This window comes from Rhizobium sp. C104 (assembly GCF_022354505.1).
In the GTDB taxonomy this organism is placed as follows: Bacteria; Pseudomonadota; Alphaproteobacteria; order Rhizobiales; family Rhizobiaceae; genus Rhizobium; species Rhizobium redzepovicii.
On record NZ_CP092348.1, the window covers coordinates 535,863 to 551,804 of the forward strand.

The window sequence follows — 15,942 nt, forward strand, 5'->3', positions numbered from 1 at the left end:
GAAAAATCAGTGGGATCACTTCAACTCAAATCCATCCGCAAGACCTATGGCACGCATGAGGTGCTGAAGGGCATCGACCTCGAGGTTGAGGACGGCGAATTCGTCATCTTCGTCGGCCCCTCAGGCTGCGGAAAATCGACGCTGTTGCGCAGCATTGCCGGCCTTGAGGACGTCACCTCGGGCGCCGTCGTCATCAACGGACGCGACGAGACGCTGACGCCGCCGGCCAAGCGCGGCATTGCCATGGTGTTCCAGTCCTATGCGCTCTATCCGCACTTGACGGTCAAGGACAACATGGGCCTCGGCCTCAAGCAGGCGGGCACGCCCAAGGACGAGATCGATAGCCGAGTGGGCAAGGCATCGGGCATGCTGTCGCTCGCCCCCTATCTGGCGCGGCGGCCGGCCGAACTCTCGGGCGGTCAGCGCCAGCGCGTCGCGATCGGCCGCGCCATTGTGCGCGAACCGGAACTCTTCCTGTTCGACGAGCCGCTGTCGAACCTCGACGCAGCGCTGCGCGTTCAGACCCGCCTTGAAATCGCTCGGCTGCACCGCAGCCTGAAGGCGACGATGATCTACGTAACCCATGACCAGGTCGAGGCGATGACGCTTGCCGACAAGATCGTCGTGCTGAATGCCGGCGCGATCGAGCAGATCGGCTCGCCGATGGAACTCTACAATCGTCCGGCGAACGTCTTCGTTGCCGGATTCATCGGCTCGCCGCAGATGAATTTCATCGCGGCCGAAAAGGTCGGGGATCACAGTGCCAAGACGATCGGCGTGCGTCCCGAACATATGACATTATCGCGCGAGCAGGGGAGTTGGGCAGCGAAGGTCGTGCACGTCGAGCATCTCGGCGCCGATACAATCATCTATCTGGAATCCGATCAGTGCGGCCTGCTGACGGCGCGTCTGTTCGGCGAACATCAGTACGAGCCCGACGAGACCGTCTATGCGACGCCGGATCAGGCGCGTGTGCACCGCTTCGATGTGGACGACCAGGCAATCCGCTGAGCGTATGACAAGCGCAAGCCCTGCGGCCTTGAACTGACTGACCCCCGAAGGTTGATGTCCAACTTTCGGGGGTCAATTCACCTGCGGGGTTTTAATATGCAGCGGCCGTCCGCCGGTTCGATCAGTTGAGCACCGGCCGCATGAAGCTACGTTCATAGCTGACGATACTGCGGTTGCGCTTGTCGAGTTCGAAAGCGGCCTGACATTCCGGATCGCTTGCCATGCGGGTTCGATAGTCCTCGTAGGCGGCAAGGCTCGGGAAGGAAAACAATGCAACGGCAATGTTGTTGGCGCCTTCGGATGGCAGGAAATAACCGTGATGGGTGCCGCCCATCCTGTTGACGATCGGAATCCAGAGCCGGGCATATTCCTCGAATTCGGCGAGCTTGTACGGATCGATCACATAACGCAGGTGGCAAGTAATCATTGAAAATATCCCGTCGCTTGAAACGCCGGGCGAAGAGCTGTCCCGGCTCATTTGGTTTGGGCAACTTCTGGCACCGAGTTGGGAGAGTTCAAGTGCTTTGTGGTGATGGCTGCATCACGCTTGGTGACAGTTCGGCCAACCGACCTGAAAAAGGCGCCGTTTTGCGGCGCCTTTTGCGTCAGCGGTATTGTCAAACTCAGTCGCGGATGACCAGCAGATCGGCCGCCATGAAGCGCAGCGTCACCGTTTCGCCGGCCTGCGGCGGGGTGACGCCGGGGCTGTTGAACATGTCAAAGGAAATGACGTTGCCGCCGACATTCATGCGGGTGCGGATGACCGACCCCAGGAAGTGGGCCGAGACGACCTGGCCGGTGAGCGCGGTATCGCTTCTGACGGTGTCGGAGAGCGAGCCCGCTTCCGGGCGCAGCGCCAGCGAGATGGTTTCGCCGGCCTTGTGGGCTGCGACCGACTGCTTCAGCGTGATGGCCTGATCGCCGATCTGGATGCGGTTGGCGTCGGGATCGACGACCTTGGCCTCGATGAGGTTCAGCGTCCCAACGAAGGAGGCGACAAAGCGCGTTGCCGGCGTATTATAGATCTCGAAGGGCGAACCGATCTGGTCGGCCTTGCCGGCGTTCATGACGACGATGCGGTCGGAGATCGACAGCGCCTCTTCCTGGTCATGGGTAACGAAAACCGTGGTGATGCCGAGCTGCTGCTGGATCTGGCGGATTTCCTCGCGCAGCGACACGCGGATCTTGGCGTCGAGTGCGGAGAGCGGCTCGTCGAGCAGCAACACCTGCGGCTTGACGGCAAGCGCACGGGCAAGAGCGACTCGCTGCTGCTGGCCCCCCGACAATTGGTAGGGGAAGCGGTCGGCGAGGTGGTCGAGCTTGATCAGGCCGAGCATTTCCTTGACGCGGGCATCAATTTCAGGCTTGGGGGCGCCGGCGACCTTCAGGCCGAAGGCGACATTGTCGTGCACCGTCATGTTCGGGAACAGCGCATAGGCCTGGAAGACCATGCCGATATTGCGCTGGTTCGGCTTCAGCGCGCTCTGGTCCTTGCCGTTGATGGTCAGCGTGCCGCCGGTCGGCGTTTCGAAGCCGGCGATCATGCGCAGAACGGTCGTCTTGCCGCAGCCTGACGGTCCGAGGAAGGAGACGAATTCGCCCTTCTCGATGTTCATGTTGAAGTTCTTGACGACCTGGACCGGGCCGAAGGATTTCTGAATGTTGGTCAGCGTGAGAAAAGACATGAGCCGATTACCTTAAGCCTTTGCCGGACGGGCTTTGCCGAAGCGGGAAACGAGGTTGAGCAGGCCCATGCTGAGCCATGTGATCGAGAAGGCGATGACGGCCAGTGCTGAAGGCTCATAGGCCTTGTTGGCGCCGACAAGCTGCAGGTAGGGGCCGAAGGCCGGGCGGTTGAGCAGGGCAGCGAAGGTGAATTCGCCCATGACGATCGCCAGCGTGATGAAGGCACCCGACAGCACGCCGCTCATGACGTTGGGAAAAATGCACCTGAACATGATGGTCGTCCAGCGCGCGCCGAGGCTTTCGGCTGCTTCCGTCAGGGTGCGGACGTCGATGGCGCGCATGGCGGTGTCGACGGCGCGGTACATGTAGGGCAGGGACAGCGTGATGTAGGAGAAGACCAGCAGTATGTTGGTGCCGGTCGTCGAACCCGTCAGCGGCAGATAGGACGACGAGTTGTACATCCTGAGATAACCGAAGACGATGACGATTGCCGGAATGACGAGCGGCAGCAGCGTGATGAATTCGACGACCGGGCGCATCTGCGGCAGCCGCAGCCGCACCCAGTAGGCCGTCGGCACGACGAGCAGCATGCCGAAGACGATGGTCAGAAGCGCCATCATCATGGAGTAGCCGAAGGTCTCGCGGAACTGGGCGTCCGAGAAGACCGACTGATAGGCATCGAGACTGTATTCACCGCGGCGCATTCGCAGCGAAAATTCAATGGTGCCGATTAGCGGAATGATGAAATAGGACGCGCCCAGGATGATGGCGATCCAGGCTCCGAGACGTTGCGCTTTCATTTCTGCCACCGTTCGGCGCGCATGCGCAGCATGAGGTACAGGACGTTGGATACGCCGGTGATCACGATCATGCCGAGCGCGATTGCGTAACCGAGGTTGGCATTGTGCAGAACGTCGCCGCGGATCTGCGCGTAGAGCAGGATCGGCACGATGTTCAGCGAACTGCCGGTCAGCGCGAAGGCGGTGGCTATGGCGCCGAAGGCGTTGGCAAAGAGCAGCAGTGTCGTGCCGAGCAGGCTCGGCCAGAGGATCGGCATCGCGACCATCGTCCAGTACTGACGGTTGGTGGCGCCGAGGATCTGCGAGGCTTCACGCCATTCCTTCTTCATGCCGTCGAGCGCAGGCGTCAGGATCAGCACCATCAGCGGGATCTGGAAATACATATAGGTGATGGTGAGGCCGAAGAAGGACAGCAGGTTGAAGCCGGTGCTGTAAAGGTTGAAGTCGAACCATTCCCGCAGGAAGACCGTCACGAGGCCGGTGCGGCCGAGCGTTGCCAGAAAGGCGAAGGCGAGCGGCACGCCGGCGAAATTGGAGGCGACGCCGGAGAAGGTCAGAAGCGTCGAGCGCACCGAGTTCGGCAGGCCGCCGAGCACGACGGCCCAGGCGAGGAAAAAGCCGATCAACGCGCCGCCCAGAGCCGAGGCGACCGAGACGCGGATACTGATCCAATAAGCGCTCATGATCGATGGCGTAAAAAGATCGCCGATATTCTTCAGCGTAAAACTACCCTCGGGTGTCAGGAACGCGCCCGCCACGAGATAAAGCGTGGGGATGATCAGAAACAGCAGCGAGAAGATAATGAAGGGTGCAATGCCCAGCCAGTCGATCACGCGATCTCTGTTGATCAAGGGGGCGCTGCTGACCATAGGCGTTGAGACGGTGCTCATGGAAAAGCTCATCCTGGGGCGTCGGAGTGAGAAAACCTCCCCGCCGTTGGGCGGGGAGGCAGGATCAGGGGTTACTTGACGCTGGCGCCGACCACGGAATCCCAGTTCTTGGTGATGGTTTCCTTGCCGGCCGCCTGCTCTTCGAGCGTCGGGAAAACAGCCTTTTCATAGGCTGCTGCCGGCGGCAGCTTGTCGAGCAGGTCCTTCGGGATCTTGTTGTTCTTGGCAAGATCGTTGAAGCGGATCGGGTGGCAATATCCCTTCAGCCAGCCAAGCTGACCTTCGTCGGAATAGAGGTATTCCATCCAGAGCTTGGCAGCGTTCGGGTGCGGAGCGAAGGCCGAAATCGCCTGGACGTAGACACCGGCAACGACGCCCGTCTTCGGAACGACAACCTCGAACGGAGGATTGCCCTTGAGGCTCTGGCCCCAGGACAGGGCGTTGTAGTCCCAGGCGACGATGATGGGCGTCGAGCCCTGAGCGAAGGGAGCCGCCTTGCCGACGACGGGCACGAAGTTGCCAGCCTTGTTGAGTTCGGCGAAGAACTTCAGGCCTTCTTCGCCTGCCTTGGCCGCGTCACCGCCGGATGCGGAAAGACCAGCAGCATAGACGCCCTGGACAGCCTGGTTGGCGCTGCGCGGATCACCTGCAAGCGCGACCGTGTTTGCGTAGTCGCTCTTCTTCAGGTCGGTCCAGTCGGCCGGCGATTCCTTGACGAGGTCCTTGTTCACGAGGAACGAGAGAACGCCGTAATAGTCGCCGTACCAGAAGCCTTCGGCATCCTTGGCCGTGTCCGGGATCGAATCCCAGGTGGAAACCTTGTAAGGCTGGATCAGACCGTCCTTCTTGGCGGACGGACCGAAGGAGAGGCCGACGTCGATGACGTCAGGAGCCTGCGGACCGGTGTTGCCCTTGTTGGCCTTGATGGCTTCGACTTCGTCGCCCGAACCTGCGTCCGGGTTCAGTTCGTTGACTTCGAGGCCATACTTGGCCTTGAAGCCCGCAATGACGTCGCCGTAGCCGCACCAGTCGTGCGGAAGAGCGATCGTGGTCAGGGTGCCTTCCTTCTTGGCGGCGGCGATAAGTTCAGCGCTCGGCTCGGCGGCGGCAATCGCGGTCGAAGCCACGATCATCGCAGTAGAGAGCGACAGAAGTCGAGAAATGTTAGAGATCACTGTTGTTCTCCTTCGGGTTTTCAGTGTCTGGCGATGCTGTTAATCAGCTTACATGAAGCTTGTGTGACGGGTGGATGACGTTAATTTTGCTATGAATAGCAGGCGTTTGCGACACGTGTTTTATTTGCGACGACACGACCTGTTTCCGCGAAAGTCCGTCCTTGTTCTCCCCTTTGTTTTTCTTGTCCCTCCTAACCCGGTTTGCGGAAAAGCTTGGTCTGCTCGAACAAGCCCTCAAGCGTCTTCATGCGCTCCTTCGTCTCGTCCCAGGTGGAATTCTGAACGGCCTCGATGAGTGCTTCGACGATGAAGAGGGTGACGACGGAGGAGTCCCAAGCCGACGGCGCCTCGATCCGAACGCGGAAGGCATGCCGGGCGAGCTTGGCGGCGGGCGAGCTCCACTGGTCGGTGAAGACGACGATTTCTGCGCCGCGTTTGCGAGCGGCAGTGGCAAGGCTCACCATCTCCTGCTCGTAGCGGCGGATGTCGAAGATGATCAGAATGTCGCCGGCATTCATGTTGAGAGCATATTGCGGCCAGCTGCTGGAGTTCGACGACAGCAGCGTCGTCGCCGGCCGAATCACCTGCATGTGGGTGAAGAAATATTCGGCAAGCGCGCCGGTGATGCGGCCGCCGACGAAATAGAGGCCGCGCTTGCGGTCCGACAGCAGTGAGACGACGCTGTCGAAGGTCGCGGTGTCGAGATCGGTCAACGTCTGGCGCAGATTGCTCATGATGGCATCGGCGAAACGGTTGAGGATATGCGTGCCAGGTGCGTTCTGGGCCCAACGATCATGCTTGGCGATCGGGTTGGAGATCGTCGCTTCGACCTCCAGATGCAGATGCGCCTGAAAGTCCGGATAGCCCTTGAAGCCGAGCTTCTGCACCATGCGCACGACAGTCGGCGTTGAAACGCCGGCATTCTCGGCGATCGTGGTGATGCTGCCGAGACCGGATACCGGATAATTGTCGAGAAGGCTTTCGGCCAGTTGCTTCTCGGCGCGCGTCAGCACCCCGAAATGCGAGTGTATGACGTCCGAAACCGTCTTCGATGCAACTGTCACTTAACGATGCTCCCCGGGGTGGTCTGGCGCCACTTTCCCGCTCAAAGTTAACAACGCTGTCATAATCCATGTCAACTACTGTCATGAAAAGAAATTTTCAGTCGACGCTTGACAGTGACCGAAACCTGAAGAATTCTTTTCTTGGAAAGCTTTTATTAAGGGATAGGAGTGGCGCCATTGGTGCTGGCCGGGCCAAAAATCCTCAGCGAAGCGGACGGTGATTGCGTCGGGATCGAGCGCGTCGGCGGCCGAAGCCCGGTGCTGCTCGTCTGCGAGCACGCTTCGAATGTGCTTCCCGCTCATTTCGGTGATCTCGGCCTGCCCAGCGAAGCGCTCTTAAGCCACATTGCCTGGGACCCGGGGGCTCTTTCAGTCGCCCGCCGCTTATCGGAAGGGCTCGATGCGACGCTCGTCTATCAGCGGTTCTCTCGGCTGATCTACGACTGCAACCGGCCGCCGAGTTCACCCGGCGCCATGCCTGAAGTAAGCGAGATCTATGCCGTTCCCGGCAACACGGATTTGACCGCCGAAGAACGGCTTGCGCGCACCGACGCGCTCTACGTGCCTTTCCACGACGCCATCCGCGGGCTGATCCGCGATCGCCGGGCGAGGGGGCAAGACAGCATCATCGTGACGATCCATAGCTTCACGCCGGTCTATCACGGCCGCGAACGCGCCGTCGAACTCGGCATATTGCACGACGAGGACAGCCGGCTCGCCGACCGCATGCTGGAGGCTGCGGCCGAGGCGCCGCTTTACAGGACGGAACGCAACCAGCCTTACGGGCCTGAGGATGGCGTGACTCACACGCTGATCCTGCACGGGCTGTCGAACGGCTTGCGCAATGTGATGATCGAGGTCCGCAACGACCTCGTCGCAGACGATGTCGGCCAAGGGGTCATGGCCGACTATCTAAAAGGGCTGCTCCAGCAAAGCCTGGACGCCTGATAAAAAGAAGACCCGAGGGAGCAGTCTAACTGCGAACGTCCGCACGGCGCAAATGCAGCGGGCAATTTGGCACTGAACCGGCCCGCAATCCCGCGGCCGATCGTGAACAGGGGGAAGTCATGTCGGATTATTCCGAACTGGACAAGAAGCAGGATGTGCACATCCTGCATTCCATGGGTTATGCCCAAGAACTCGAACGACGCATGAGCTCGTTCTCGAACTTCGCCGTCTCATTTTCCATCATCTGCATCCTCTCCGGCGGCATCAATTCGCTGGCGCAAGCGACCTCCGGTGCCGGCGGAGCCGCCATCGGCATCGGCTGGCCGCTCGGCTGCTTCATCTCGCTCGTCTTCGCCGTTGCCATGGCGCAGATCAGCTCCGCCTATCCGACGGCCGGCGGGCTTTATCACTGGGGTTCGATCCTCGGCAACCGCTTCACTGGCTGGCTGACCGCCTGGTTCAACCTGCTCGGTCTCGTCACGGTGCTCGGCGCCATCAATGTCGGCACCTATTATTTCTTCATGGGTACGTTCGGCACGGGCTATCTTGGCTTGACGGACACTATCACGGTGCGGATCGTCTTCCTCGTCATCATCACCGGCGCACAGGCGCTCGTGAACCATATGGGGATAGGGTTGACCGCAAAGCTGACAGACTTCTCGGGTTATCTGATCTTCGCGACCGCCATCGCGCTTGCCGTAGTGTGCCTGTTATCGGCCCCGTCATATGAATTCGGCCGGCTCTTCACCTTCGCCAATTACTCCGGCGAAGCGGGCGGCAGTGTCTGGCCGACGACGTCGGGCAGCTGGGTTTTCCTGCTCGGTCTGCTGCTGCCGATCTACACCATCACCGGCTACGACGCTTCGGCGCATACGTCGGAAGAGACGGTCAAAGCCGCCCACTCGGTGCCGCGTGGCATGGTCGCCTCAGTTCTGTGGTCGGCACTCTTCGGCTACATCATGCTGTGCTCTTTCGTGCTCATGCTGCCGAATATGGACGATGCAGCAAAACAGGGCTGGAACGTGTTCTTCTGGGCGATGGACACGCAGGTCAACGCGACCGTGAAGGACATCCTCTACTTGGCGATCCTCGTCAGTCAGTGGCTGTGCGGCCTTGCTACCGTCACTTCGGTTTCCCGCATGATCTTCGCCTTCTCGCGTGACGGCGGCCTACCGGCATCGAAGGCGCTGTCGAAAGTCAGCCCGCAGTACCGCACGCCGGTGGCTGCGATCTGGACCGGCTCGATCCTTTCGGTGCTGTTCGTCTGGTTCACCTCACTCGATATCATGAAAATTGGCGACACGCCGGTGTACACCATCGTCGTTTCGTGCACGGTCATCTTCCTCTTCTTCTCCTTCGCGATCCCGATCACGCTCGGCCTCTTCGCCTGGGGCACATCGAAATGGGACAAGATGGGACCGTGGAACCTCGGCGAAGGCCTCTTCAAGCTCTTTGCAGTGCTGTCGATCATCGCGATGGTTCTGATCTTCATTCTCGGAATCCAACCGCCGAACGGTGCTGCCCTTTACGTTACCGTTGGCTTCCTTCTGATGACCGCAATCGTCTGGTTCGGTTTTGAAAGCCGGCGCTTCAAGGGACCGCCGATCGGCGCTGAGGTGGCAAAGCGCCAGGCCGAAATCGCAGCTGCCGAAGCGGCGGTTGGCGAAAGCGGCGAAAAATAAGCATCGAGGCTTCCCTCTCAAATGGCGGGGCCGCTCCTGCGGCCCCATCGCCGGTTCAACGAAAAGGCATCAGGCCCACATCGGCCGAGCGCATGCGATTTCGTTGCCCCGATCATCTCAATTCCAATGTCAGGCGGATCAACCATGAGCAGCTACACATTCGACGATCTCAAGAAGGATGTTGCCGAAGGGCGCATCGATACGGTTCTTGCGTGCCAGGTGGACATGCAGGGCCGTCTGATGGGCAAGCGCTTTCAGGCGGAATATTTCGTCGAGAGCGCCTGGAAGGAAACCCATAGCTGCAACTATCTGATCGCCACCGACATGGAGATGGAGACGGTTTCCGGCTATAAGGCGACCAGCTGGGAAAAGGGTTACGGCGACTATACGATGAAGCCGGATCTGGCGACGCTGCGCCGCATTCCCTGGCTCGAGGGCACGGCGCTGGTGCTCTGCGACATGCTCGACCATCACACCCATGAAGAGGTCGCCCATTCGCCGCGTGCAATCCTGAAGAAGCAGGTGAAGCGCCTCGAAGATATGGGCATGAAGGCTTACATGGCCTCCGAGCTCGAATTCTTCCTGTTCGACCAGAGCTACGAGTCGGCGCATACGGCTGGCTACCGCAACCTCAAGCTCGCCAGCGCCTATAACGAGGACTACCACATCTTCCAGACTACCAAGGAGGAAGAGGTGATGCGGGCGATCCGCACCGGGCTGCAGGGCGCCGGCATTCCGGTCGAGAACTCCAAGGGCGAGGCCTCGGCCGGCCAGGAGGAGATCAACGTGCGTTATGCCGATGCGCTCGCCATGGCCGACCGGCACGCGATCATCAAGAATGGCTGCAAGGAGATCGCCTGGTCGAAAGGCAAGGCGATCACCTTCCTGGCCAAGTGGAATTACAATGCCGCCGGCAGTTCCTCGCATATCCATCAGTCGCTCTGGAGCCTTGAGGAAAAGCCGCTGTTCTTCGACCATACCGGCAAATACGGCATGTCGCCGCTGATGCATAATTATGTTGCAGGGCTTCTCGCGCATGCGAGCGAGATCACCTATTTCCTGGCGCCCTACATCAATTCCTACAAGCGCTTCATGGCCGGCACTTTCGCACCGACCAAGGCGATCTGGAGCAAGGACAACCGCACCGCCGGCTATCGCCTCTGCGGCGAAGAGACCAAGGGTATCCGCATCGAGTGCCGCGTCGGCGGCTCCGATCTCAATCCCTATCTCGCCTTTGCCGCGCTGCTTGCGGCCGGTATCGACGGGATCGAGAACAGGCTCGAGCTCGAGGCTCCTTTCGTCGGCGACGCCTATGGCGGCAAGGATATTCGAGAAATCCCGCGCACGCTCCGCGCCGCCACGACCGCAATGACGGAATCGGCAATGCTGCGCAAAGCCTTCGGCGATGATGTGATCGACCACTATACCCGTGCTGCCGAATGGGAGCAGGAAGAATACGACCGCCGCATCACCGATTGGGAAGTGGCGCGCGGTTTCGAAAGAGCCTAGTAGGGATTGCGGGTTGTTTGCCCCTCACCCTAACCCTCTCCCCGTTTTACGGGGAGAGGGGACTTGCCATACGAGAGGTAGATGGGACGGAGACGCTGCGGCTATCCCCCTTCGCCCCGCTTACGGGGCGAAGGTGCCGGCAGGCGGATGAGGGGCTCATGCCCTCGCCGAAATTTTGATCAATACGAGGACGGAAATCGATCATGACGATGATCCAATGCATTTCACCGGTTGACGGGTCGGTCTATGCCGAACGCGCCGCACTTTCTCTCGATGCCGCCAAGGATGTTGTGGCGCGGGCCCGCAAGGCGCAGAAGGCCTGGGCGAAACGGCCGCTCGAAGAGCGCGTGCAACTGGTGCTGAAGGGTGCTGCGCGGCTGAACGAGATGTCCGACGTCGTCGTGCCGGAGCTTGCCTGGCAGATGGGCCGGCCGGTCAAGTATGGCGGCGAATACAAGGGTTTCAACGAGCGCTCCAACTATGTCGCCTCGATCGCTGCCGATGCGCTGGCGCCTGTTGTCATCGAGGAGAGCGATCGTTTTGAACGCCGCATCGAGCGCGAAGCGCATGGCGTCGTCTTCGTCGTGGCACCCTGGAACTATCCCTATATGACCGCAATCAACACGATTGCGCCGGCGCTGATGGCGGGCAATACCGTCGTTCTGAAACATGCCTCGCAGACGCTGCTCGTCGGCGAGCGGCTGGTGCAGGCCTTCGTGGAGGCGGGCATTCCCGAGGACGTGTTCCAGAATGTCTTCCTCGATCATCAGACGACCTCGGCGCTGATTGCTGCCGGCAGCTTCAATTTCGTCAACTTTACCGGATCGGTCGAAGGCGGGCGCTCGATGGAGCGGGCCGCCGCCGGCACCTTCACCGGCCTCGGCCTCGAACTCGGCGGCAAGGATCCGGGTTACGTCATGGAAGACGCCGATCTTGAGGCGGCCGTCGATACGCTGATGGACGGCGCGACCTACAATTCCGGCCAGTGCTGCTGCGGCATCGAGCGCATCTATGTGCACGAATCCCTCTACGACGCCTTCGTCGAAAAGTCGGTCGCCTGGGTGTCGAATTACAAGCTCGGCAATCCGCTCGATCCCGAGACTTCGCTCGGACCAATGGCGAACAAGCGCTTCGCCAAGGTGGTGCGCGAGCAGATTGCCGATGCGGTCTCCAAGGGCGCCAAGGCGCTTGTCGATCCCAAGCTTTTCCCTCAGGACGACGGCGGCGCTTATCTCGCACCGCAGGTTCTCGTCGATGTCGACCATTCCATGGCCTTCATGCGCGAGGAGACCTTCGGTCCGGCGGTCGGCATCATGAAGGTGAAGAGCGACGAAGAGGCGCTCGCCTTGATGAACGACAGCCAGTACGGGCTAACGGCCTCGCTCTGGACCAAGGATGCCGAACGGGCAGGGCGGCTCGGCCGCGAGATCGAAACCGGCACCGTTTTCATGAACCGCGCCGATTATCTCGACCCGGCGCTCTGCTGGACCGGCGTCAAGGAGACGGGCCGCGGCGGCTCGCTGTCGATCATCGGCTTCCAGAATCTGACGCGCCCGAAATCCTTCCACCTGAAGAAAGTCACAGTATGAGCAGCAACATCACCGCAAACTGGAGCTATCCGACATCGGTCAAGCTCGGCCGGGGCCGGATCAAGGAACTGGCAGACGCCTGCAAGAGCCTCGGCATCAAAAAGCCGCTGCTGGTCACCGACCGCGGCCTCGCCTCGATGGCGATCACCAAGAACGCGCTCGACATTCTCGAAGATGCAGGCCTTGGCCGGGCGATCTTTGCCGACGTCGATCCGAACCCGAACGAGAAGAACCTCGAGGCCGGCGTCGAGGCTTTCAAGGATGGCGGCCATGACGGCGTCGTCGCCTTCGGCGGCGGCTCGGGCCTCGATCTCGGCAAGTGCGTCGCCTTCATGGCAGGTCAGACCCGGCCTGTCTGGGATTTCGAGGATATCGGCGACTGGTGGACGCGGGCAAGCCTCGAAGGCATTGCCCCGATCGTCGCCGTGCCGACGACAGCGGGTACCGGCTCGGAAGTCGGCCGCGCCAGCGTCATCACCAATTCGCAAACGCATGTGAAGAAGATCATCTTCCATCCGAAGTTCTTGCCTGGTGTCGTCATCTCCGATCCGGAACTGACCGTCGGCATGCCGAAGATCATCACGGCCGGCACCGGCATGGATGCCTTTGCCCATTGCCTGGAGGCCTATTCCTCGCCTTTCTATCACCCGATGTCGGCCGGCATCGCGCTCGAAGGCATGCGGCTCGTCAAGGAATTCCTGCCGCGCGCCTATCGGGAAGGCACCGATCTTGAAGCACGCGCCAACATGATGTCCGCTGCCGCCATGGGTGCTGTCGCCTTCCAGAAGGGGCTCGGCGCCATTCACGCGCTGTCGCACCCGATCGGCGCCGTCTACAACACCCATCACGGCATGACCAACGCAGTTGTCATGCCGGCGGTGCTGCGCTTCAACCGCACGGCGATCGAGGAAAAGATCAGCCGCGCCGCCGCCTATCTCGGTATTTCGGGCGGTTTCGACGGCTTCTACGACTATGTATTGAAGCTCCGGTCCGACCTCGGCGTGCCGGAGACGCTGACGGCGATGGGAATCGCTGCCGACCGCATCGACGAATTGTCGGCCATGGCGATCGAAGATCCGAGCGCGGGCGGCAACCCGGTTGCCATGACGCTCGAGAATACCAAGGCGCTTTTCAGCGATTGCTTCTGAGATCATAAGATCGGACCTGCAGACCGGCCCGGAAAGCCTTGCTTGCCGGGCTTTTTTCATTCTAGCGACATCCCCAATTTTAGGGATGTGAAAAATACCGGCTGCAATTTCGGCGCGCGTGTTTGGAATTTGTTAACCATGATTAGAAAGGATGGATTAACCGCACGATGCTCCGATGGTGCGTAAAAGAGCGATTCCGGCTCGCACCATTTCCTTCCGAGGACTGAACATGCCTGTCATCACATTCGCAAATACCAAGGGCGGCGCCGGCAAGACGACCGCTGTTCTCCTGCTCGCCACCGAGCTTGCCCGCAAGGGTTTTCGCGTCACCATTCTCGACGCCGATCCGCAGCACTGGATTTCGCGCTGGCACGAGATATCTGGTCATGTGCCCAATATTTCGGTGATCGATTTCGTCACCACCGCCTCGCTGCCGCTGCATATCAGTGAGAACAAGCACAATACCGACTATTTCATCGTCGACCTGCCGGGTGCGCGCAATCCGCTGCTTGCCACCGCCGTCGGTCTTTCCGACCATGTGCTGATCCCGATCCAGGGCTGTGCGATGGATGCGCGCGGCGGCGCGCAGGTGCTCGAACTGCTGCAGTATCTGGACGAAAAGGCGGGTATCAAGATCGGTCATTCAGTGGTGCTGACCCGCGTCAACTCGATGGTCACGACCCGGGCGCTGCAACTCGTCAAATCGCTGCTCAGCGAGCGGCATGTGCCGGTGCTGGACACGGCGATCATCGAACGCTCCGCCTTCCGAGACATCTTCGACTGTGGCGGCACGTTGCACACGCTCGATCCCGCCCGCGTCAGCAATCTCGACAAGGCGCGTGAAAACGCCACCTGTTTTGCCGAGGAGATCATGAGCAAGCTGCCCGCCCGGCTGACGGTGTCGCTCCGTATGGCAACGGCGGCCTGAACATCCCCCGTATAAACCGAAAAGGCCGCCGGAGCGATCCGGCGGCCTTTTCCGTGTCGTTATCACGCTGGCTTCAATCGACGAATTCGACCGTCACTCCCGGCTTGACCATCTTGGCAAGCTCGGTTGCGTCCCAATTGGTCAGGCGAATGCAGCCGTGGCTCTGGGTGCGGCCGATCTTGGAAGGCTCGGGCGTGCCGTGGATGCCGTAGGTCGGCTTGGAGAGCGCCATCCAGACGGTACCGACCGGGCCGTTCGGGCCGGGCGGAATGTTGAGGATCTTGTCGTTGGCGCCCTGCTGGAAATTGATCTTCGGATTATAGGTGTAACCGGGATTGAAGGCGACGCGCTCGACCGTCACGATGCCCGACGGGGAGGGTGTGTCGGTGGAGCCGATCGATGCTGGATAGGCGGCAATGAGATTGCCGGCGCTATCATAGGCAAAGACCTGCTTGCGGCCCTTGTCGGCGATGATACGGGCAACTTCGCCGCTCTTCGGCTCACCCGGATTGACGACCTTGATGACGGTGCCGGCGACGCTGAAATCAGCGCCGGGGTTCATCTCCTTGAGGAAGGCCTCGTCCATGTGGAAGCGCTCGGCCAGCATTTCGGTGGTCGATGTATAGGCAAGCGACGGCAGCAGCGCCTTATGCGAATAGTCTTCCGGGATCTCTGCGACATAGGGGCCGGCGGCATCGGCCGGCGTGATCGTGTAGCTGACGACCGGCAGGCCGCCGTTCATGCGCAACTCTTCCAGAATGGCGTCGGTGTCGTTCGGGTCGAGTTTGGAGCCGGTCATCTGGTCATAGGCATAGACCGATTTGGTGACGTTCGAGCCCATATGGCCGTCGATGACACCGGGCGAGATGCCGGCGCGGTCGAGGAAGACCTGCAGCGCGACGATCTCCGGCTTCGACTTATTCTTCAGCGTGATGACGGGTTCGTCCGGCGCGGCCTTGGGCGCGTCGGCGGGCGGAATCTGCTGGTCGGGATCGATCGAGGCATAATCGTCGCCGGACTGCGGATTGCCGATGCTGTTGTCCTGGGGATAGGGCTGTTCGCCGAGCGGCTGGCGTTCGATCGCCGCATCGCGCGGGATGCCGCCGGTGACCGCACCGCGCTCGGAGTAACGTGCGTCGCCATCGTCGGCGTAATAGGGATCGTTGCCGTTCTGGTCGGCATAGACGTCGCGCGGGCCGGGCCGCGGCGGATAGTAGCCGCGGGCGCGCATCTCGGTGGCGACGACATTGCCGTAGTCGTCGATCAGCACGCGGTTGCCGCTGCGGTCGCGGGCGTAGATATAGCCGCGCGGGACATAGTCGAGGATTTCGCCGCTCGGGGTGACGAGTACGACATCGCTCTGGCGGCGGTCACGGAACTGCTGCGCGCCGGCCTCCGGTGCTGCAACGGCAATGGCTGCCAGCACGGCCGCAAGCGAAAATGCCGACTTTAAAAAACGATTCACGTCTCACACCTCGAACAGTGACTAGGCCGACACACACCTGCGAATTT

The 15,942-nt window shown here is 60.8% G+C and carries 14 protein-coding genes; 7 read left to right on the plus strand and 7 right to left on the minus strand.

Going from position 1 to position 15,942, the window contains the following annotated elements; genetic code table 11:
- Positions 1 to 9: 9 nt before the first annotated feature.
- Positions 10 to 1,011, plus strand: a complete 1,002-nt coding sequence (locus tag MF410_RS03730; protein ID WP_097628206.1) for an ABC transporter ATP-binding protein — start codon at positions 10 to 12, stop codon at positions 1,009 to 1,011.
- A gap of 121 nt (positions 1,012 to 1,132) precedes the next feature.
- Here the strand turns inward: MF410_RS03730 and MF410_RS03735 are convergent, their stop codons facing one another.
- The 6 genes from MF410_RS03735 to MF410_RS03760 form a co-directional block, all read right to left on the minus strand.
- Positions 1,133 to 1,438: an NIPSNAP family protein gene (locus MF410_RS03735; protein WP_097628207.1), complete on the minus strand. Its 306-nt coding sequence runs from the start codon at positions 1,436 to 1,438 to the stop codon at positions 1,133 to 1,135.
- 196 nt (positions 1,439 to 1,634) lie between these two features.
- Positions 1,635 to 2,696: an ABC transporter ATP-binding protein gene (locus tag MF410_RS03740; RefSeq protein ID WP_097628208.1), complete on the minus strand. Its 1,062-nt coding sequence runs from the start codon at positions 2,694 to 2,696 to the stop codon at positions 1,635 to 1,637.
- A 12-nt stretch (positions 2,697 to 2,708) separates the two neighbouring features.
- Positions 2,709 to 3,497: an ABC transporter permease gene (locus tag MF410_RS03745; RefSeq protein ID WP_003593296.1), complete on the minus strand. Its 789-nt coding sequence runs from the start codon at positions 3,495 to 3,497 to the stop codon at positions 2,709 to 2,711.
- Entirely contained in the window at positions 3,494 to 4,387 is an 894-nt protein-coding gene (locus MF410_RS03750; RefSeq protein ID WP_097628315.1) for an ABC transporter permease subunit, read from the minus strand. The genes MF410_RS03745 and MF410_RS03750 overlap by 4 nt, the downstream gene beginning before the upstream one ends.
- A gap of 71 nt (positions 4,388 to 4,458) precedes the next feature.
- Positions 4,459 to 5,562: an ABC transporter substrate-binding protein gene (locus MF410_RS03755; protein WP_012558401.1), complete on the minus strand. Its 1,104-nt coding sequence runs from the start codon at positions 5,560 to 5,562 to the stop codon at positions 4,459 to 4,461.
- A 191-nt stretch (positions 5,563 to 5,753) separates the two neighbouring features.
- On the minus strand, positions 5,754 to 6,626 hold the full coding sequence (locus tag MF410_RS03760) for a MurR/RpiR family transcriptional regulator (RefSeq protein WP_097628209.1): 873 nt from the start codon (positions 6,624 to 6,626) through the stop codon (positions 5,754 to 5,756).
- Positions 6,627 to 6,803: 177 nt separating this feature from the next.
- Here MF410_RS03760 and MF410_RS03765 point away from each other — a divergent pair, with 177 nt between their 5' ends.
- The 6 genes from MF410_RS03765 (at position 6,804) to MF410_RS03790 (ending at position 14,430) form a co-directional block, all read left to right on the plus strand.
- Positions 6,804 to 7,574: an N-formylglutamate amidohydrolase gene (locus MF410_RS03765; protein WP_097628210.1), complete on the plus strand. Its 771-nt coding sequence runs from the start codon at positions 6,804 to 6,806 to the stop codon at positions 7,572 to 7,574.
- 119 nt (positions 7,575 to 7,693) lie between these two features.
- Complete coding sequence (locus MF410_RS03770) at positions 7,694 to 9,256, plus strand: amino acid permease (protein WP_097628211.1); 1,563 nt, start codon at positions 7,694 to 7,696, stop codon at positions 9,254 to 9,256.
- 144 nt (positions 9,257 to 9,400) lie between these two features.
- On the plus strand, positions 9,401 to 10,765 hold the full coding sequence (locus MF410_RS03775) for a glutamine synthetase family protein (RefSeq protein WP_097628212.1): 1,365 nt from the start codon (positions 9,401 to 9,403) through the stop codon (positions 10,763 to 10,765).
- A gap of 203 nt (positions 10,766 to 10,968) precedes the next feature.
- Complete coding sequence (locus tag MF410_RS03780; protein WP_097628213.1) at positions 10,969 to 12,354, plus strand: aldehyde dehydrogenase family protein; 1,386 nt, start codon at positions 10,969 to 10,971, stop codon at positions 12,352 to 12,354.
- The gene (locus MF410_RS03785; RefSeq protein ID WP_097628214.1) at positions 12,351 to 13,502 is read left to right on the plus strand and encodes an iron-containing alcohol dehydrogenase; all 1,152 of its coding nucleotides are present in this window, start codon (positions 12,351 to 12,353) and stop codon (positions 13,500 to 13,502) included. Before MF410_RS03780 ends, MF410_RS03785 begins: the two co-directional genes overlap by 4 nt.
- Positions 13,503 to 13,731: 229 nt before the next feature.
- Positions 13,732 to 14,430 carry a ParA family protein gene (locus MF410_RS03790; RefSeq protein WP_097628215.1) on the plus strand — a complete coding sequence of 233 codons (699 nt, stop codon included), beginning with the start codon at positions 13,732 to 13,734 and terminating at the stop codon, positions 14,428 to 14,430.
- Between the two features lie 73 nt (positions 14,431 to 14,503).
- On the opposite strand, the gene MF410_RS03795 is transcribed toward MF410_RS03790, so the two are convergent.
- Entirely contained in the window at positions 14,504 to 15,895 is a 1,392-nt protein-coding gene (locus MF410_RS03795) for a L,D-transpeptidase (protein ID WP_097628216.1), read from the minus strand.
- Positions 15,896 to 15,942: the final 47 nt, after the last annotated feature.

Coding starts and splice junctions, on each gene's coding strand:
- MF410_RS03785 (WP_097628214.1), top strand. CDS start 12,351: ATGAGCAGCAACATCACCGCAAACTGGAGCTATCCGACATCGGTCAAG.
- MF410_RS03780 (WP_097628213.1), top strand. CDS start 10,969: ATGACGATGATCCAATGCATTTCACCGGTTGACGGGTCGGTCTATGCC.
- MF410_RS03775 (WP_097628212.1), top strand. CDS start 9,401: ATGAGCAGCTACACATTCGACGATCTCAAGAAGGATGTTGCCGAAGGG.
- MF410_RS03750 (WP_097628315.1), bottom strand. CDS start 4,387: ATGAGCACCGTCTCAACGCCTATGGTCAGCAGCGCCCCCTTGATCAAC.
- MF410_RS03770 (WP_097628211.1), top strand. CDS start 7,694: ATGTCGGATTATTCCGAACTGGACAAGAAGCAGGATGTGCACATCCTG.
- MF410_RS03790 (WP_097628215.1), top strand. CDS start 13,732: ATGCCTGTCATCACATTCGCAAATACCAAGGGCGGCGCCGGCAAGACG.
- MF410_RS03740 (WP_097628208.1), bottom strand. CDS start 2,696: ATGTCTTTTCTCACGCTGACCAACATTCAGAAATCCTTCGGCCCGGTC.
- MF410_RS03735 (WP_097628207.1), bottom strand. CDS start 1,438: ATGATTACTTGCCACCTGCGTTATGTGATCGATCCGTACAAGCTCGCC.
- MF410_RS03745 (WP_003593296.1), bottom strand. CDS start 3,497: ATGAAAGCGCAACGTCTCGGAGCCTGGATCGCCATCATCCTGGGCGCG.